The following is an 18,288-nucleotide window of genomic DNA, read 5'->3' on the forward strand; positions in this document are numbered from 1 at the left end:
ACCGTCATGAGCGCCGCCCAAGCCAAAATCATCGAACTTTCCATGCACAAACAATCCGCCATGTCTTCCGTTCCCGCCAACGATGCGTATAAGCCGTTAGTAGAGTTAAAAAATGTCTGTAAATCCTATGGAGAAGGCAAAGACAAAACCTCCATCCTCAGAGACATTAATCTGGATATTCGCGAAGGCGAGTTTATCGCCATTGTCGGTTTTTCCGGCAGCGGCAAAACCACCTTGGTATCGATGATTGCGGGTTTAATCCATGCCGACAGCGGCGAACTATTGAAACAAGGCCAGCCCATCACCGAACCCGGCCCGGATCGCGGCGTGGTGTTTCAAAACTATTCCTTGATGCCCTGGCTAACCGTTTACGAAAACGTGGCGCTGGCGGTAGATGCGATCTTCAAGGACTGGACGCCGGAACAACGCCGCGCGCATACCGAGAAGTACGTCAAAATGGTGAACCTCGGCCGGGCGATGGACAAAAAACCCGCCGAGTTATCAGGCGGCATGCGTCAGCGTGTTAACGTGGCCCGGGCGCTGGCCGCCAACCCGGATATTTTGCTGCTGGACGAACCGCTCAGCGCCCTGGATGCGCTGACCCGCGGCAACTTGCAAGACGAAATTCTGCAAATTTGGGAACAGGATAAAAAGACTGTCATCTTGATTACCAACGACGTCGATGAAGCCATTTACATGGCCGACCGGGTCATTCCACTCAATCCCGGCCCGGATGCCAGCTTTGGCCCGTCCTTTACGGTCAACCTGGAGCGGCCGCGCGACCGCACCGCTTTAAACCATAACGATGAATTCAAACGCCTGCGCGCGGAAATCACCCGCTATTTGATGAATATCGGCATGGAAAAAGCCCAAGCCGACGCTGGCGACAAGCTCAAACTGCCGGATGTCCGCCCCAATACCAGTAACGACTGGAAGCTGGATACCTCGGCGCTGAAACCCAGCGCCCGCGATCTGGGCAAGGCCCGCTATCTGGAATTCTCGAATCTGTCCAAAATCTACCCTACCCCGGACGGCAACAGTACCGTGAAAGTGGTGGACGGCTTCGATCTAAAAATGAAGAAAGGCGAATTCATTTCCATTATCGGCCACTCCGGTTGCGGTAAATCCACGGTTTTGTCGATGACCGCCGGCCTGAACGAAATTTCCGAAGGCGGCATTATTTTGGATAACCGGGAAATCAGCGGCGCAGGTCCGGATCGCGGCGTGGTGTTTCAGGCTCCTAGCCTGTTTCCCTGGCTGACCGCCTTCGAAAACGTGATGCTGGGCGTGGATAAAGTGTACCCACATGCCTCGCAAGACGAACGCGAGGACATCGTCGAATACTACCTGACCCGGGTCGGTCTGGCCGATGCGATGTTTAAAAAAGCCGGGGACATGTCCAACGGCATGCGCCAGCGCGTCGGTATTGCCCGCGCCTTTGCCTTGTCGCCAAAATTACTGCTACTGGACGAACCGTTCGGTATGCTGGATTCGTTGACCCGTTGGGAATTGCAGGAAGTATTGATGGAAGTCTGGGAACGCACCCACGTCACCGCGATCGTCGTGACCCACGACGTCGACGAAGCCATTCTATTGGCTGACAGAGTGGTGATGATGACCAACGGCCCGCACGCCAAAATCGGCAAAATTCAAGAAATCGACCTGCCTCGGCCGCGTACTCGCAAGGCCCTGCTGGAGCATCCGGATTACTACAAGTACCGGGAGAGCTTGCTGACCTTCCTGTCCGAATGCGATCACACCCATTAATTTATAACCGCTTGTTTTCCTAGGGGGCCTTATGCCGCAAACACTCAAACGTCCAACCGGCAAGTTACCGGCGACACTATTATCACTCACCTTCTTCAGCCTACCGGCCGCCGCCGACATTACCAAAGAGGTGGAAGACGCCTTGAATTTCTACCATTACGGCAGTAACGGCGCGGTAAAAATGGATTTGAATTACCGCTGGGAGAATGTCGATAAAGACAACTCTGTTCGTAAACCCGCCAATATGGGCGGCCAGCCGGTGGAAACCGCCAACGCCAATACGGTGCGCCTGCGGCTGGGTTTCCTGACGCCGGTTTTTCACGATTTCCAAGGTTACGCGGAATACGAAGGCCTCTACGCGGCGCAAGCCGACTACGACCGCGGCGGTACAACCTCGAACCGTGACCGCAACTATGCCGTCATTGCCGATCCTGCCCGTAACGAGCTGAATCAATTCTGGATCAGTTACAAAGGCATCGCCGACACCCTGATCAAAGTCGGCCGGCAACGCATCAAATTGGACGACGACCGCTTCATCGGTAACGTCGGCTGGCGGCAGATGGAAATGACCTATGACTCGATTCTGATCACACACAATAATCAGACCTTGTTCGGATTGACGGCAAACGTCGGCTATATCGACCACATCCAAAACATATTCGGCGAAACGCATTCGATAAACGCGCCGTTTTTAAACCTGAATTACAAGATTAATGACTGGGGCAACCTGATCGGTTACGGATACTGGCTGGATTACCGCGAACGCGCTAACTACGCTAACTCCTCGCAAACCTACGGCTTGCGCTTCGACGGCAAATCGCCGCAGTTTTTTGACACTGTCAATGCCATCTACACGGCCGAATGGAGCAAACAATCGGACTACGGCGACAACCCCAACCACTATCAGGCCGACCGCTTCAATCTGATGGCGGGGGCCAGTGCTTACAATCTGACCGTGTCAGGTGCCGTGGAGCAGCTAAATGGCTACGGAGCCGGCAGGACTTTTCAAACCCCGTTGGGCACCAATCACGCTTTCCAGGGTTGGGCCGATTTATTTCTAACCACGCCTGCTAATGGTATCCGCGACGTCTTCGCCACCGCCAGCTACAAAGCAATGAACGACAGCTTGATCATTACCGGCGTCTATCACGACTTTAAAGACGATACCGGCAAAATTGAATACGGTAAGGAATGGGATTTTCAGGCCCTGAAAAAGTTTGGCAAACATTACTCGCTGTTAGCCAAGTACGCGAACTTTAACAGTGATAACCCGGCGTTCCCGGACACCCAAATTATTTGGATGCAAGGCAACGTCAGCTTCTAGGCAACAGCGGCGCAAACTGTCTTGCACAGTTTGCGTCCGATTTCCCACCGATCTTCGCAAATAGTACCGACAACATCATGAAACTCAAATTGGTAGTGATAGGCAATGGCATGGCCGGCATGCGCACCGTTGACGAATTGATTCAAACCGTACCGGATCGCTACGACATTACCGTGTTCGGCGCCGAGCCGCACGGCAACTACAATCGCATCATGCTGACACCGGTGTTGTTCGGCGCCAAAAGCGTTGCCGACATCATGATTCACGATTTCGATTGGTATCTAAAAAACCGCGTGACCTTGTATTGCGGACCGGACAAAGCGGTTGTCGATGTTGATCGCGAACGCCGCTGTGTCATCGCCCACGACGGCACCTGCGCGTTTTACGACAAACTGTTGATCGCCACCGGTTCCTTGCCGCTGATGCTGGACATACCGGGCCGCGACGTCGAAGGCGTATTGGGCTTTAGAGACATCGCCGACGTGGAAACCATGATCAAAAAATCCGCCAGCAAACGACATGCTGTCATTCTGGGCGGTGGTTTACTGGGTCTGGAAGCCGCCAACGGCTTATTGCAACGCGGTATGCAAGTCAGCGTCATCAACCGTGCCGGCCATTTGTTGAACCGGCAATTGGATGGTAAAGCTGCGGCGTTTTTACAACGGCAATTGGCGGATAAAGGCATTCAGTTTCATCTGGGTACCACCATCCAACGCATAGACAGTCAGGACGGGCATATCAGCGCGGTGACTTTGAGTAACGGCAGCGTATTACCGGCCGACATGCTGATTATGTCCACCGGCATTAAGCCCAATATCAGTCTGGCTAAACGCATCGGTCTGGCGTGTCAGCACGGCATCGTAGTCGACGACGGCATGCAGACTAGCGACCCGGCGATATTCTCGGTCGGCGAATGCGTGCAGTATCGGGGCGAACTGTTCGGTTTGGTCGCGCCGGTCTACGAACAGGCCAAAGTCTGCGCGCAACAACTGGCGGGTAAAGTCGACAGCCAATTTAAAACCTTATCGTCCGCGACGATGTTGAAAGTCACCGGCATCGATTTATTCTCGGTGGGCGATTTCGAAGGCGACAGCGAATGCCAGATTTTGCAGTTGATTGACCACGGCCTGGGCATCTATAAAAAAATCGTGCTACGCGGCGATGTCGTCGTCGGCGTTATTTTGTACGGCGACACCAGCGACAGTGCCTGGTATCTGAATTTGGTTAAAGAAAGCACGCCGATTGCCGCGATCCGCGACCGCTTGATGTTCGGCAGAATCCCGCTCGCGCGCGCGGCTTAAATTCCTTTACCCATGAACACCATCAAAACCACTTGTCCTTATTGCGGCGTCGGCTGCGGCATCGAAGCCACGATAGAAGACCACGCGACACACCGGGTCTGCATCAAAGGCGACAGTAAGCACCCAGCCAATTTCGGCAGACTTTGCTCCAAAGGCGCGACGCTGGGCGATACCGTGTCGCTGGAAAACCGCCTGCTTTATCCCAGCATTCAAGGGAAACAAGTCGATTGGGCGTCAGCTTTAGATCATGTCGCAGAACGCTTTAACACCATTATTGCGCAGCACGGCCCCGAAGCGGTGGCGTTTTATGTCTCAGGCCAATTGCTGACCGAGGATTACTACGTCGCTAACAAATTGATGAAAGGCTTCATCGGCACCGCTAATATCGATACCAATTCCCGTTTGTGCATGTCCTCGGCGGTAGTGGGCTACAAACGCGCATTCGGCGCCGATACCGTGCCTTGCAATTACGAAGACCTGGAACTGGCCGAATTGATTTTACTGGTCGGCTCCAATGCCGCCTGGTGCCACCCGATTGCCTTTCAACGCATTCGCAAGGCTAAGGAAACCAATCCCCATTTAAAAATCGTGGTGATCGATCCGCGCAGCACGGCCAGTTGCGACATCGCCGATTTGCATCTGCCCGTTAAACCGGGCATGGATGCGCTATTGTTCAACGGCATTTTGGCTTATTCAGCGCAAAACGGCCGGATCGATCAGACTTATATAGACACGCATACCGAAGGTTTCGAGGCCGCATTGCAAGAAGCTGTGAAAACCGCCGGCAGTATCGAGCAGGTCGCCGCAGGCTGTGGCTTGCCTAGCGAAGCAGTCGCCACACTGTTCGACTGGTTTGCCGGCACCGAGAAAACCGTCACGGTCTATTCGCAAGGCATCAACCAATCCAGCTCAGGTTCGGATAAATGCAACGCCATCATCAACTGCCACCTCGCCAGCGGCCGCATCGGCAAGCCGGGTATGGGGCCGTTTTCCTTCACTGGTCAACCTAACGCGATGGGCGGCCGCGAAGTGGGCGGCTTGGCAAACACCTTGGCTGCGCATATGGACCTGGAAAACCCGGAACACGTCGATAGAGTCGGCCGCTTTTGGGGCAGTGACAAAGTCGCCGACAAACAAGGTTTGAAGGCCGTGGCCATGTTCGACGCCATTGCCGCCGGTCAAATCAAGGCCGTATGGATCATGGCGACCAATCCGGTCGTATCGATGCCCGACGCCGACAAAGTGAAACGTGCTCTGCAGCAATGCGAATTGGTGGTGGTTTCCGATTGCATCGCCAACACCGATACCGCCAAGTTAGCCCATGTGCTGCTGCCGGCCACCGGCTGGAGCGAGAAAGACGGCACCGTCACCAATCTGGAGCGGCGCATCTCCCGGCAACGGCCCTTGTTTCCGGCATCCGGCGAAGCCAAACACGACTGGTGGATCATCAGCCAAGTCGCGCAACGCATGGGGTTTAGCGATGCGTTTAATTACCAATCCAGCGCCGATATTTTTCGCGAACACGCAGCGCTGTCGGCCTTCGAAAACGATGACGAGCATCAGTTACGCGATTTTAATTTATCGGCCTTTGTCCACTTGGACGGGCAAGGTTATGACGCGCTGCAACCGGTGCAATGGCCGGTCACCCACCAGCAAAGCGCAGGCGCAGCCAGAATGTTTACTGACGGCCAGTACTACACAAGCAATCGTAAAGCCCGCTTCATCCCGATTACCCCGCGTCCGCCTGTTAACGCGCCGGATAACGATTATCCGTTTACGCTGAATACCGGCCGCCTGCGCGACCAATGGCACACGATGACCCGCACCAGTCTGGCCGCCAAATTAAACGCGCACCGCCCGGAACCTTTCGTCGAGATAAACCCCGCCGACGCTGAACGCCTCGGCTTAAGCGCGCGCAGTCTGGCGCAGATCCAAAGCCGGTGGGGCAGTATGCTGGCCCGCGTCGATCTCAATCCGGGGCAACAAATCGGCAGTCTGTTCGTACCTATGCACTGGACCGAACAACTCAGCAGCCACGGCCGCATGGGCGCCGTGGTCAATCCGGTGGTCGATCCCTATTCCGGGCAACCGGAAAGCAAGCAAACACCGGCCACAATCCATGCCTGGCCGTCACGTTGGTATGCCACTATTTTGTCGCGCCGTCCCTTACAAATTGGCGGGGCCGAGTATCAAGTCAGTGTGCGCGGCGACCGCTATTTTCGTTACGAGTTAGCGTCTACCGAACCCGGCAAGGACTGGCGGGCCTGGAGCCGCGCGCTGCTCGCTGACACAAGACATATTGATGATGATAACTGCTGGCTGGAATACAGCGACCAACAAGCCGGCTATTACCGTACCGCTTATTTACCGGATCGCGAATTACAAGCCTGTTTGTTCGTCGGACCGGATTGCGAGCTGCCCGAGCCTGGCTGGCTGGGCAGTTTATTCGCTAAAAATGAGTTGAGCCGAGCCGAGCGCCTGAGCTTGCTGAGCGGACTGCCGCCAAAAGGTGAAGCCGATATTGGCCGAATCGTCTGTTCGTGTTTCAATGTGGGCGAAAAAACCATCCGACACGCGGTGCAAACCCAGCAACTGCAAAGCGTCGCCGACATCAGCGCCTGTTTGAGCGCCGGTAGCGGTTGCGGTTCCTGCGTCGCGGAGTTGAAGGAGTTTTTACCCAAACCCAGTTAAATTGATAGCCCAAGGGACGATGCAAGCTAAAACACAGTTATTCCCGTATTTCCAACCCATTATTTCGGTGGCCAGCGGCAAAATCGTCGGCTACGAAGCCCTGGCCCGCCAATACGACGACAAAGGCAAAGTGGTTTCCGCCGGCGCCCTCTTCTCTTCCGCCGAGGTTGATGCCAAAACCCGTATCGAACTGGACAGGCAGGTACGCTGGCAAGCCCTGGAAAAATTCTCGGAATTGGCCGATACGCAAAGCTATCTGGCGCTGAATATTTCCGCGGCCTGGATAGAAAATCTGCGCCAATTAAACACGCTACCCACGCTACGGATGTTGGACGAGTTGAATATCGACCGGCGACGCATCATCGTGGAAATTTCCAATGCGCATGTCGATCCGCAAAAGTTAAAACAAATCGTACAGCGCTACCGCAAACACGGCTTGAGTGTGGCTATCGGCGATTTCGGCGCCGGCGCCTCGCAACTGGAACGGGTGATCGCCATTCAACCCGACATCATCAAAATCGATATGCGGCTGTTCAAGCTGGCCACCAAGGGCGGCATCGCCGGCGACATTATTCATATGATCTCGCGGCTGGGTAAACGCACCGGCTGCCGGATTATTTGTGAAGGCGTGGAATCGGACGAAGCGTTTTTATTTAGTTTGAACTGCGGCGCGCAATTCATGCAGGGGTTTTTGTTTGCCAAAGCCGAAGCCGATTTTCAGCATGCCGAGCTTTACGAACAACATATCGCTTCATTGCGCACTAAATTTTTGAAAAACACACTGGTTAAGGTGCAAAAGAAAGTCAGCGCCATTAACACCACCAAAACCTTGATTTACAAGCTGGCCGAAACCTTGCAGGACGACTTTAACTTGAATGAACTGGTCAGCTGGAACTTTACCGATAGCGGCGTGATACGGTTTTATCTGTGCAACAACCACGGCGACCAAATTTCCCCGGATTTTAATTTCAAGGAAAACCAATGGTTCACCGATCCGCGCAAAATAGGTTTTAACTGGTCCTGGCGCCCTTATTTCTTTCAATTGCTGGCATTGGAAAACTGCGGCGACCGCAATCGGGTCGTCACTTCCGAGCGCTACATGGATTTTGAAACCAGCTTGCTGTGTAAAACCCTGTCTTTACGCCTAGATAGCGAGCGGATTTTGTTGGTGGATACCGTGGCGGGCGATTGATTTACCTTACATCGGGTACATTCAAACAAACCGCGAAAGTCCCACAGGAGTTTTTTCAACGCCATTACTGGCGTGGCTTTGAACTGATTTAGAACTTCCCAATTTTTTGAATCCAATGGGACAGGTCTTAAAATATACCAAGGTCTTTCATAGTTGCATGATTGCAAGATCTGACCCTATTCTCCTCTCCGAACAAGCAGCGCTCGGCTAAATCGAAATAGTGTTCAAGTTTTCTCCTAAATCGTCACACTGACCAATCAAATAGCCAAATCATCCAGCGGACTGATGACGCCCTGCCCACCCTGATTCAAAACATGGGTATAAATCATCGTCGTTTCCAGCTCACTATGCCCCAGTAACGCCTGAATGGTTCGAATATCCGTACCACGTTGCAACAGATGTGTGGCAAAAGAATGCCGAAAGGTATGCGCGGAAACCCGTTTGGCAATACCGGCTTGCCGAACCGCAGCCTTGATAGCCTTATTCACCAACGATTGATCTATATGATGGCGTCGAGTCTCACCGGACAGGGGATCGACCGATAAGGAACGTGCTGGAAACACATATTGCCAGCCCCACTCTCGCTCGGCATTGGGATACTTTTTAGCCAAGGCGTACGGCAAATACACCGCGCCGAAACCATCAGCCAAATCCTGTTCGTGAATCGCCTTGACCTTTTCCAAATTAAAGGCATCAGGCTTGCAGAAAACGTGGTGACCCTATCCTTGTCGCCTTTGCCGGAACGTACGGTAATCTGCTTATAGCCGTAATCGACATCCTGTACCCGCAACCGGACAGCCTCGGTAATCCGCAAACCACTGCCGTATAAAAGCTTGACCACCAACTGCGCCACGCCTTCCACACGCGGCAAAACCAGCTTGACCTCGTCTATCGTCAACACCACCGGTACATGGCGACTGGTTTTGGAACGGATAGCCTCGATGCGCTGGGGCAGCGGCATATTCAGCACCTGTTTGTATAAAAACACCAATGCATTCATCGCCTGATTTTGGGTGGCCGATGCCACCTTGCGCTCTGTCGCCAGATAGCTTAAAAACGCTTCTATCTTGGCCTCGCTGTTTTCAAACAGCCCAGCTCGCTCATTCAGTTGATGAAACTTCACGAACTGCTTGATCCACTCGGAATACGTACGTTCGGTATGCAGCGAATAGCATGACGCGGCGAACATCTTCCAACAAAGTCGGCGATTTTGAACTTGACATAAGACTGTTAACCTCTATAGTCAGGCGAAAATATACTATATAGACAAATCTGCCTGAATTTATGGCTAATATCAGATTATCAAGGCACATTTGCCCGGTTCGGGAGTTATCAGGGCAAAAACGCCTGAAAAGACCGGCAATATCAACTTATCAGGCAGATTTGCCTGATAATCAATAGTTAGCCTGTAGCAGGCAGAGATAGTACGACTATGAAAGAATTATTCACGTTTCTTCTCTCTTACCCCATTTGGGTAAAGGTCACAATCGTTATACTGGTGGCTGTCTGCGCTCTGCTGCTCGTTGTTTTCAAACCGCAGTCAAACAACCAGGAGACCAATTCCAGGTCATCACTAGTTCAACCCACCATATCTGTCGGCACGAACGCCGGAGGTATCGTTGCTGGACGTGATGTTCACATTCAAGCTGGTTCGGTCTCGGCTCGTACCGATGAACTAATTCGCATGGTTTCCCTCCGCGCACAGAAAATCGCGGCCAGTCTTGCCCCGCACTACGAGTATGCGACCGTAAGTTCCTATTTGAGCAGATTTCAATCCCTACATGAGAGCCATGTAGATGCTCTTCGTAGGGGAAGCCTGATTGAAGCGCACGAGATTGTTTGTCAAATTCACGACCTGTCGAGGGAACTTCAATCAGACGAGTTCTGGACTCGCCATAACAAAGAAACTCCTGATGTCTGCTACTCCCTCAATTTCGATGCGTTCCAGCGTGGCCCCTTAATCGAGTGGTATGTCGAAAAACAGTTGATGGAGGAATTAGTCGCGGAGAAAATGCACTCTAACTTTTCTTGGGAGTCGGGGACTAATGATACAAAATCAAAGCAAAGCCCAGATCGTTTTTATGAAATGCTCGTGGCATCATCCAGTGCTTGAAACTGTGAGTCGCAGGTTGGCTAACATGGCGCTCAACCGGAGCGCGGTTATAATGCGGTTTTGTTTTTTCAACTTTCCGTGCCGCGCCCGGTTAGCTCTACGTTGGGCGTCCTGAAGCTATGCCGGTGCCACACGATATAGAAGCAGAAATCTACTTCCTCCCGCCTGAGCACGGTGGGCGCTCCTCCCCCGCCTTCAGCGGTTACAGACCGCAGTTCTATTATGAAGGGCACGATTGGGACGCACCGCACGAATACTCCGATGTGGAGAAAGTAAATCCCGGAGAGAAGGTGCGCGCCTATCTCGGGTTTTTGTCCCCGCAAGAGCACGTTGGCAGGGTTTATCCCGGGATGGCATTTCTAGTCCGAGAAGGTAATCGAACGGTAGGATATGGCGTTGTGAAGAAAATCTTGGATCTCGAAAAATCGGCAGCGCGGGCAGTCCAAAACAAATGAAAAGTATGCCCAACAACGCCATCAACTCGGACGCGCAAAAGCTACGCTGCGCTTCGCATTTGCGCGCCGGTTATGGCGAGCGTTAGAGGTTTTATGCGCAAGTACGCAATTGCCAGTTCAGCCATTGGTGTCATGCAGCTTATAGATGCAGGCATCCTCTATTCAAACAACGGTGTGTGCGAGGACATCTCGTTAGTGCTCTCAGGCATAGAGTTCATATGGGCTATTACATCGTTAGTCGTGTTAGTTCGAGTAAAACATCCGCCCACTCGTCTGCTGGCACTAGCTTTTTTTGCCTACAACGCTTTCGGGTGGCTTCTCTCACTTTTCATCATTTCGCCGGCAGAACCTGTTGTCCCCATCTGGTTCGTTCTCTTCGGTGGCGTTTTTGGGATGACCTATGCCGCAAGTGCTCTGTTTGTCGCCAAGCACCCCTAACATGGCGCTCAACCTCGCTCCCTTCGGTCGCTGGACGCTGCGCGATAAAGCCGCGCAGCGCCGGCTAGCTCTACGTTATAAAGCAGGGCCTGAAGATATATGGATGGGATACAACTTCTAATCAATGTAATAAATAAACTTCCACCGTATAAACTAGCGGCGCTTGTAGTAGCCTTCTCCGTTTGGATGTTTGGACTCAGATTTTTAATCAAAAAACACAGTCAACGGCTTGAATCTGAAAACAAGGAATTCACAGAAAACATACAACTACACCAAGTGAACCCCAAAGAGTGGCTTGTTTTCACTGTGTTTTTAATATCAGCATTTGGACTATTAGTAATTGCTGCAAATTTGTAAATTGCCTTATAACAACCACATCAACATGGAAAAAATAAAGCTACGTTCGCTATCGCTCGCTCCACTTTATTTTTCCAGTTATGTGGAGCGTTGGGCGTAAGAAGCATGAGGTACATCAGCCCCGAACAAGCTCTCCACAAGGCATTCTGGATGATTAAGGTTCCATCAATGTCGTTGCTATTAGGCCCATTGCTCACCTATGTGTTGCTCGCCAAGCTGAAAATCATCCCGAGCATTGGGTATGAGGGTATGAAATGGGCTTTACCTTGTTTCCTAATTGCCTTCTTTGGAGGTTGGCTGGTGTGGTCTATTCAAGTGCCGCGATGGAGACTCTGGGCTTACCGCCAAGTTGAAGATATTGCGCTCTTGGATAGATTGGCCGTAGAACGAAAATTGATCTGGCAGGCAGGCAGCGTGTTTGAGAAAACAGAGATCATGTCTTCTGAGGTCAGCGCCGAATTAGAGAAGCTCAGGGTCTTATCTGAAGCAGCCTGCGCCCAACAAGGCGCTCCAGCCGACGCCAAAAAGCGGCGCGGCTGAGCTTAACGCTAGTGTAACGTCCCTAACGTTGCTTTAGCTTTGTCGACTTTCGCCAAGATGGCATCAGGAGTAGCTGTCCATTGGTACGGCTTTGGGTGGGCATTGCGGTGTTCGAGGTACTGCATGATGGCCAGCTTTAGTTCGTCGACACTGCGAAATACCCCGCGACGGATACGTTCTTCGGTGATGTCACGAAAGAATCGTTCAACCAAGTTCACCCAGGACGCTGACGTCGGCGTAAAGTGCATCTGAAAGCGCGGATGCTTGTCCAGCCAGGCTTTCACGTTGGGATGTTTGTGGGTGGCATAGTTGTCGACGATCAAATGGACGGCCAACTCCTTGTCGGTTCGGCGGTCGAGTAGTTTCAAGAATTTCAGAAACTCATCGTTGCGGTGCTTAGGTACGCACTCGCCGATCACCGTGCCCTCATGAACATTGAGGGCGGCGAACAAGGTTGTGGTGCCGTGGCGTTTGTAGTCATGCGTCATCGTTCCGTTCTTGCCGGGTTTCATCGGCAAACCTGGCTGCGTGCGATCCAGTGCCTGGATCTGGCTTTTCTCATCCACGGAAAACACGATGGCTTTCTCCGGCGGCTCCAGATACAGCCCCACCACATCCCGTAACTTCGCTTCAAACTGCGGGTCGTTCGAGACCTTGAAGCCCTTGACCCGATGCGGCTTCAGCTGGTGCTCGCGCCAAATGCGATGCACCGCCATGCGTGAAATGCCGACCTGCTCGGCCAGCGTCCGGCAACTCCAATGTGTTGCGTGGGCCGGCTTGCCGGTCATCGTCAACGTCAACACTTCTTGCACCTTCTCCACCGACAACGGCGGCACTCGCGAGGGCCGCGTCTTGCCTTTTTTCAATCCGTCAATACCGCTGTCCACGAAGCGCCGACGCCACAAATTGAGCGTCGGCCCACTGATCTTCAAGGTGTCCATGATCGTTTGCGAAGGCAGACGGTCGGCAGTCATCAATACGATTCGCGCCCGCAACGTCTGCTTCTCTCCTATGGCTCGACTTTTCACCCACCGATTCAGCAGGGTACGGTCTTGCTCGCTCAACTCAAGTTTCTTTGGTGTTCTCATACCCACCAATTCTACCATTCATAAGTATTTGTCGGGGACGTTACACTAGGTGTCATAGAGATGCGCCGCCTCATTTCTCGGGTTCTGCTTGGTTTGCTAGCGATCGGCGTCGCCGGCTTCTTCATTCCTGAACACATAGTCATTCCGGTTCAGGGTGCATCTCGAACTGATTGGAACCCTCAATCCTTCTGGTTTGAGCCCTGGGGTCAGTCTGGTGTTCACAAGGGAATCGACATCTTTGCCAAGCAGGGCAAGCCTGTCATTTCGGCAGTGCCAGGCATAGTGATCTATCAAGGTCAGCTAGGCATTGGCGGCAATGTCGTAGCAGTCCTAGGGCCCAAGTGGAGGGTTCACTACTATGCCCACCTCGCAGAGGCTGCCCCTGCTCCAAGGTTTGTTGCCGCCGGTCAGCCAATCGGGGCTGTTGGAACAAGTGGCAATGCGGCAGGCAAGCCTCCTCATCTCCACTATGCTGTCTTGTCTGTCGTTCCTCTCCTATGGCGGCTCAGTGCTGCGAACAGGGTTGGAAGCAAATCTTCTTCCTCAATCCGGGGGAGGTACTAGCCAATGCCACCTAACCCCTCCGTCAAGGGGACCTGCCTTCGGCAGGCCCCTTACGTCGAACGTTATGCAGGAAAGAGATGATGGATGAGCGAGTTCTCAAACTAAAGACGCCACGAGACTGCGAGGTATTCGCCAAGAACGCGACGGATCGAGGCCGTCCTGATCTTGCACAAGAGGCACGTCAACGGTCCGTACAGTTGAAGGCCGAGAGTTACGGAGCCAAAACCGAAGCAGAGCGTGAATGCCTTAAGGCCGTTAATGCGTATGAAGAGGTGTTGAGCGCAAAGAACGGCAAAAACACAAAGGCATCGAGTACTTGGCAAATGATTAAGAAGCACGGAATCCTCCCGGCTGTCGAACGCGCCGTTAATAGACCCCAAGAGACGGCAGGGTATACCGCTCTGCTCGAAATGGGGCTAGAAGATTATGCGTTTGAGGCCGTTGTGGTGAAGTATCCGGATCTGTTTTCCGAAGAAGCGGTCGCGCGGTGTACTGAGCGTATTCAAGGCTGGGAACATGCATAACACATGGCTCCAGCCGACGTCAGGCCGCGTTGCGGCCTTCCTCGGCTGAGCTTGGCGTTGGGCCCAAAGAAAGGAGTGTGGGTGTAAATGAAACTTGTAGTTCTTGTTTTAAGCCTTTTGTTACTCGGGTCGTGGCTTTTATTGTCATACGTCTTGTTTGGTCAAGTCCACATTTCTTGGCTGAAGCTTGCCCTCCCGAAAACAACCGCAGAGTTTGGTGATTCTATCGGCATTCTCAACGGGCTATTCTCCGCGCTTGCAGTAGTTCTTGCGTTGGTTGCAGTCCTCTTGCAAGGAAAAGAGCTTCGGGCATCCACTGAGGCCCAGAATGAACAAGCAAATGCTTTGCGAGCTCAGCTGATACATCAGGAGAAAATTAATAGTGAGCAACTTAAGCGCTCACAAACTATGCTTGATCAGCTTCAGCAACAACAGATAGCAAACCGAGCAATCATTCTCCAGGCACAACAGCAATATCATGCCTCGGAGGTAGCTAGAATGGATGCTCTCCTTGAAAAATTGGAGGGCAACCACGAGAAGGCCGATCTTTTTAATAACAGTGTTTCAAAGAAAAAAGAGCATCTTAATAATCTGAAAAATATTCAGAAACAGTTTCAAGAAATTTAATGACAAACCGCACAACCCGGCGCTCCACCCGACCAAAAACCGCTACGTGGTTTTCGTCGGGTGAGCTTGTCGTTAGAGCGCATCAATGAAATTCGAAGCCCTCCCAGTCCATGACGCGGTCCTTGCCGCGATCTATATCAGCTGGGAAGCAGACCGTTGCGATCTGCGAATTCATCCCGTGGGGACAACTTCGCACTTGTTGGTGTTCGAAGGATTCACCGCCCTGGAATTTCCGAAGCAAGAGCCGTGGGGGCCGTCATCCTCGATCAATGCTGTTCGCGAGCCGAAGCAGGGTCAATTCGAGGTCGAACTTCAGTCCGGCGACGTTCTGCGAGTTCTGGCTAAATGCTGGTCTTATCGCCCGGAGGTCTCGCAGTGACATGCTCTAACGTTGGCTTTCCCGCCCCCACTTACTGGTGGTGGGCCATGCGCTCTAACCCTGCGGTTCACACGGACTCCGCGCCTGCGGCGCTCCGCCGGTGACCTCCACGTTATGCATCACCTAATTATTAAAATCACTCAAACTGGGAACGTCCAAATGAAATTTGAAACGCTATGGAAAAATTTTCCTGATCAGGAAAAATTAAAAAAGGATTGTTATAATAAGCAACCCACTAGCAGCAGTCCTTTTTCAGATTATTGTGCCATCTTATTGAGTGAATGTTTAATAAGTTCAGGTGTAGATATTAGCCTTCTAAAGGCAAAACGTTGCTGGTCACATTCTGGTAAAAAGCATATTCTTCTAGCTGAGGAATTTGCTATCGCTCTTGCGGAACGTCCATTACTCGGCCTTTCTGTGCGTCAGAAAATTGTTCCAGGAAATTTCCAAACAACACTTAAAGAAAAGACTGGAATTATATTTTTTAAGGATTATTGGCAAAGGGGTAATGAATCATTTCAAAATCGTAGCGGTGACCACATTGATCTTTGGAATAAGAATGAATTGACTGGAGGTGGCATGTTCACGCGGTCAGTATATGAGTTTTTTGCGGTATTATGTAGCACTTGCACAAATCCACCGTCAAATCACCCATTTAAAATATCCGCTATTCCAAACCAAAGGCGGACACACAAATGGCAGAAACCCATGTTATAAGCGCATTAACTGCGAAGCGGTCAGAGCTGGCTGGTCTAGCTGAATTCCACCAAAAAGAAATAAACAGAATAACCGAAGAGGTTAGGGTTCTGGATTCGGCAATCAAGCTATTTGAGCCGGATTACCGTATTCAGTCCATTAGGCCCAAACGATACCAGCGCAAAAATGAATTCTTCAAACACGGCGAAGCGCAAAAGCTCTTGCTAGATATAATCCGTCAATCGGATAAGCCCATCAGCACCATCACCATTGCCGAGGAAGCAATACGCCGCAAAGGACTGGAATTAGACAAAAAGCAGTTCTCGGCATTTAAGTCTACAATTGGCGGGGCGCTTATCCGATACAGGTCTGCCGGGATTATTGTTGAAACTAGCAAGGATAAAGGAATTTCTATATGGGATATAGCGAAATAATTACACGGGGCCATTATGACTAAATACGCGATTCTACAAATTTTCAAACCTGAAAAAGACTCTTATGGAAGTATTCCGCACGGAGCTAGTCAATCTTTAAACGAAATTTCACGTATCTATAAAGACCGATGCAGAAATCACGAGAATACTGGCGAAAATCTTGATATGCTCGGTGAAAACTGCTGGCTATTAGGGCTGGACACTGAAGTGCATACTCTAAGTCTCTTTGTGACTGCCGCTGAGCGTGGATGTCTATCATATCGAATTGCCTTTTTAGATGAAAAGTTGCCTTGGATGTCATATAACAACGCCGAAGTTAGCTCATGATATTGCGACACGGAATGATCGAAATCTTACTTTTCCGGTTAAGCATACAACCTATCAACCGCTTTATTACCTTGCCAATAGCCGCACCAGTTACGTGAGGTCTGTTTTTTAGCGCAGCGGCTGATTAGATCGGCGAATATTTCGCCGGTTGACCAACGGCGAGTATCTTCACGATAAGCGCATTCATTGGCATAGGCTGCAAGATGTTTGCCGCCCATCTGATGAACTTGACCTTTATGCATACGGCGAAACCGAGAAAAGAAAGACTCCGCTTGGTTGGTGCATTCGCCGTTTTTGCCTTTATAGCGCTCTTGGTGGTTGATGCGCTTCATATCGAATTTAGCGTGTAACTGATCATAGGCCTTGGCTTCATCGGCATGGATAGTAGCGCCGCCGTCAACATTCTCTTCAACTAGGCGTTTCATATCAGCCTGATTTTCTGATTTGACCACAAATATCTTGGTTTTTGCCGCGCCTGTTTCGCCTCGCTCGCGAATGGTAATGATGCAGCGTTTATTCGGGTTTTGGTTCTCGGTGAGGCGCAAATCAATCCGATCCGCCTTTTCATTTCTTGGGCGCACGTAGGCGTTAACGTAAGCACCGTCGATCTCGACTTCGCCAGCAAGTTTCGCGGTGCTGGTATCTATCAGAGATTCCCGGATTTTATGCATCAGAACAAATGCCGTTTTGTATTGAACATCCAGATCGCGGGAAAGTTGTAAAGCAGAAAATCCTTTAGCGGTATTGGTATAGAGTGCAATAGCAGCAAGGTAAATACGCAATGGCAGCTTGTGATTGGCAAACAGAGTGCCTGAAGTGATGCTGAATGTATGTTTGCAGTCTTTGCAGCGCCATTGCTTGCGAGTGCGAATAAAGTAATGGGCATCAATGCTGCCGCAGCAAGGACAAACTGGATCGCCGTCACCCCAGCGGGATTCTTTGAACAGGTTGAAAGCTGCTTCATCTGTCATGGTGAAGATTTGCATCAACGACATTGATCTTGCTTTAGCCGATAGTAAAAAATGCTGCGCCATTTCCGCCACTCCGATGTGTCATATATGACACTAATATAGCGGATATAAAATATTTTACAACATTTTTATTTCACATATGAAACAAATAAGCCTCTTGTGCTATGCTGCGCTTGATCAATAAATTAGAGGATTTGCAATGGAATCACAAGATTGGAAGGCTTTCGCCAAGAACATCATTAAGGCAGAGTTGGCTCGAAAGGGCATTGACTACGAAACATTGGCAACCAAGCTAAACAGCATTGGTGTTGAGGAAAGCTACAACAGCATCAACACCAAAATAAATCGTGGGGCTTTTACCTTTCAGTTCTTCTTGCAGTGCATGGAAGTTATTGGAGTTAAAGAAGTCAGACTGCATTAACAGGCTGGTGAAAAACCCGCCGATATTTCCCCTTACCCACGATGTTCGTGATTTTTTCGAGTTGAAATCGGTCATGACA

21 protein-coding genes are annotated in these 18,288 nt (G+C 51.2%); 17 read left to right on the top strand and 4 right to left on the bottom strand.

The genetic code is table 11. From position 1 onward, the window contains the following. Positions 1-6 precede the first annotated feature (6 nt). The 5 genes from ACMXD4_RS11480 (at position 7) to ACMXD4_RS11500 (ending at position 8,275) form a co-directional block, all read left to right on the top strand. On the top strand, positions 7-1,767 hold the full coding sequence (locus ACMXD4_RS11480) for an ABC transporter ATP-binding protein (protein ID WP_033156209.1): 1,761 nt from the start codon (positions 7-9) through the stop codon (positions 1,765-1,767). Positions 1,768-1,798: 31 nt separating this feature from the next. Beyond that, complete coding sequence (locus ACMXD4_RS11485) at positions 1,799-3,091, top strand: alginate export family protein (protein ID WP_415878117.1); 1,293 nt, start codon at positions 1,799-1,801, stop codon at positions 3,089-3,091. 77 nt (positions 3,092-3,168) lie between these two features. Then, positions 3,169-4,392: an NAD(P)/FAD-dependent oxidoreductase gene (locus ACMXD4_RS11490; protein ID WP_171695362.1), complete on the top strand. Its 1,224-nt coding sequence runs from the start codon at positions 3,169-3,171 to the stop codon at positions 4,390-4,392. A gap of 12 nt (positions 4,393-4,404) precedes the next feature. Then, entirely contained in the window at positions 4,405-7,083 is a 2,679-nt protein-coding gene (locus ACMXD4_RS11495; protein ID WP_415878118.1) for a molybdopterin-dependent oxidoreductase, read from the top strand. Between the two features lie 19 nt (positions 7,084-7,102). Beyond that, positions 7,103-8,275, top strand: coding sequence for an EAL domain-containing protein (locus ACMXD4_RS11500; RefSeq protein WP_415878119.1), 1,173 nt, complete (start codon positions 7,103-7,105; stop codon positions 8,273-8,275). A 257-nt stretch (positions 8,276-8,532) separates the two neighbouring features. On the opposite strand, the gene ACMXD4_RS11505 is transcribed toward ACMXD4_RS11500, so the two are convergent. Both ACMXD4_RS11505 and ACMXD4_RS11510 read right to left on the bottom strand, forming a co-directional pair. Next, complete coding sequence (locus ACMXD4_RS11505) at positions 8,533-8,838, bottom strand: tyrosine-type recombinase/integrase (RefSeq protein ID WP_415878120.1); 306 nt, start codon at positions 8,836-8,838, stop codon at positions 8,533-8,535. Further along, entirely contained in the window at positions 8,775-9,464 is a 690-nt protein-coding gene (locus ACMXD4_RS11510) for a phage integrase N-terminal SAM-like domain-containing protein (RefSeq protein WP_415878121.1), read from the bottom strand. The genes ACMXD4_RS11505 and ACMXD4_RS11510 overlap by 64 nt, the downstream gene beginning before the upstream one ends. Before the next feature lie 243 nt (positions 9,465-9,707). On the opposite strand from ACMXD4_RS11510, the gene ACMXD4_RS11515 reads away from it, so the two are divergent. The 4 genes from ACMXD4_RS11515 to ACMXD4_RS11530 all read left to right on the top strand — a co-directional run bounded on the left by ACMXD4_RS11515 (position 9,708) and on the right by ACMXD4_RS11530 (position 12,178). Continuing rightward, positions 9,708-10,388, top strand: coding sequence for a hypothetical protein (locus ACMXD4_RS11515; protein ID WP_415878122.1), 681 nt, complete (start codon positions 9,708-9,710; stop codon positions 10,386-10,388). A gap of 119 nt (positions 10,389-10,507) precedes the next feature. After that, entirely contained in the window at positions 10,508-10,843 is a 336-nt protein-coding gene (locus tag ACMXD4_RS11520) for a hypothetical protein (RefSeq protein ID WP_415878123.1), read from the top strand. 93 nt (positions 10,844-10,936) lie between these two features. Further along, a complete protein-coding gene (locus tag ACMXD4_RS11525; protein WP_415878124.1) occupies positions 10,937-11,281 on the top strand; it encodes a hypothetical protein in 345 nt (114 codons plus the stop codon). A gap of 462 nt (positions 11,282-11,743) precedes the next feature. Continuing rightward, positions 11,744-12,178, top strand: coding sequence for a hypothetical protein (locus tag ACMXD4_RS11530; RefSeq protein WP_415878125.1), 435 nt, complete (start codon positions 11,744-11,746; stop codon positions 12,176-12,178). An 8-nt stretch (positions 12,179-12,186) separates the two neighbouring features. Here the strand turns inward: ACMXD4_RS11530 and ACMXD4_RS11535 are convergent, their stop codons facing one another. Next, on the bottom strand, positions 12,187-13,266 hold the full coding sequence (locus tag ACMXD4_RS11535) for an IS630 family transposase (RefSeq protein ID WP_415878126.1): 1,080 nt from the start codon (positions 13,264-13,266) through the stop codon (positions 12,187-12,189). A gap of 60 nt (positions 13,267-13,326) precedes the next feature. On the opposite strand from ACMXD4_RS11535, the gene ACMXD4_RS11540 reads away from it, so the two are divergent. The 7 genes from ACMXD4_RS11540 to ACMXD4_RS11570 all read left to right on the top strand — a co-directional run bounded on the left by ACMXD4_RS11540 (position 13,327) and on the right by ACMXD4_RS11570 (position 16,817). Beyond that, positions 13,327-13,830 carry a M23 family metallopeptidase gene (locus tag ACMXD4_RS11540; protein WP_415878127.1) on the top strand — a complete coding sequence of 168 codons (504 nt, stop codon included), beginning with the start codon at positions 13,327-13,329 and terminating at the stop codon, positions 13,828-13,830. 77 nt (positions 13,831-13,907) lie between these two features. Continuing rightward, positions 13,908-14,354, top strand: a complete 447-nt coding sequence (locus ACMXD4_RS11545) for a hypothetical protein (protein ID WP_415878128.1) — start codon at positions 13,908-13,910, stop codon at positions 14,352-14,354. An 87-nt stretch (positions 14,355-14,441) separates the two neighbouring features. Then, positions 14,442-14,981: a hypothetical protein gene (locus ACMXD4_RS11550; protein WP_415878129.1), complete on the top strand. Its 540-nt coding sequence runs from the start codon at positions 14,442-14,444 to the stop codon at positions 14,979-14,981. 85 nt (positions 14,982-15,066) lie between these two features. Next, on the top strand, positions 15,067-15,360 hold the full coding sequence (locus tag ACMXD4_RS11555; protein WP_415878130.1) for a hypothetical protein: 294 nt from the start codon (positions 15,067-15,069) through the stop codon (positions 15,358-15,360). 159 nt (positions 15,361-15,519) lie between these two features. Next, a complete protein-coding gene (locus tag ACMXD4_RS11560; protein ID WP_415878131.1) occupies positions 15,520-16,077 on the top strand; it encodes a T6SS effector amidase Tae4 family protein in 558 nt (185 codons plus the stop codon). Further along, on the top strand, positions 16,056-16,490 hold the full coding sequence (locus tag ACMXD4_RS11565) for a hypothetical protein (RefSeq protein WP_415878132.1): 435 nt from the start codon (positions 16,056-16,058) through the stop codon (positions 16,488-16,490). The genes ACMXD4_RS11560 and ACMXD4_RS11565 overlap by 22 nt, the downstream gene beginning before the upstream one ends. A 15-nt stretch (positions 16,491-16,505) precedes the next feature. Next, positions 16,506-16,817 carry a hypothetical protein gene (locus tag ACMXD4_RS11570; protein WP_415878133.1) on the top strand — a complete coding sequence of 104 codons (312 nt, stop codon included), beginning with the start codon at positions 16,506-16,508 and terminating at the stop codon, positions 16,815-16,817. A gap of 38 nt (positions 16,818-16,855) precedes the next feature. Here ACMXD4_RS11570 and ACMXD4_RS11575 read toward each other — a convergent pair whose 3' ends face one another. Further along, on the bottom strand, positions 16,856-17,851 hold the full coding sequence (locus ACMXD4_RS11575) for an IS1595 family transposase (protein ID WP_415878134.1): 996 nt from the start codon (positions 17,849-17,851) through the stop codon (positions 16,856-16,858). A gap of 136 nt (positions 17,852-17,987) precedes the next feature. Between ACMXD4_RS11575 and ACMXD4_RS11580 the strand changes: the two genes are divergently transcribed. Continuing rightward, a complete protein-coding gene (locus ACMXD4_RS11580) occupies positions 17,988-18,209 on the top strand; it encodes a DUF6471 domain-containing protein (RefSeq protein ID WP_415878135.1) in 222 nt (73 codons plus the stop codon). The last annotated feature ends 79 nt before the right edge of the window (positions 18,210-18,288 follow it).

Origin of the sequence: Methylomonas sp. TEB, assembly GCF_047777895.1 — a bacterium.
Classification (GTDB): Bacteria; Pseudomonadota; Gammaproteobacteria; order Methylococcales; family Methylomonadaceae; genus Methylomonas.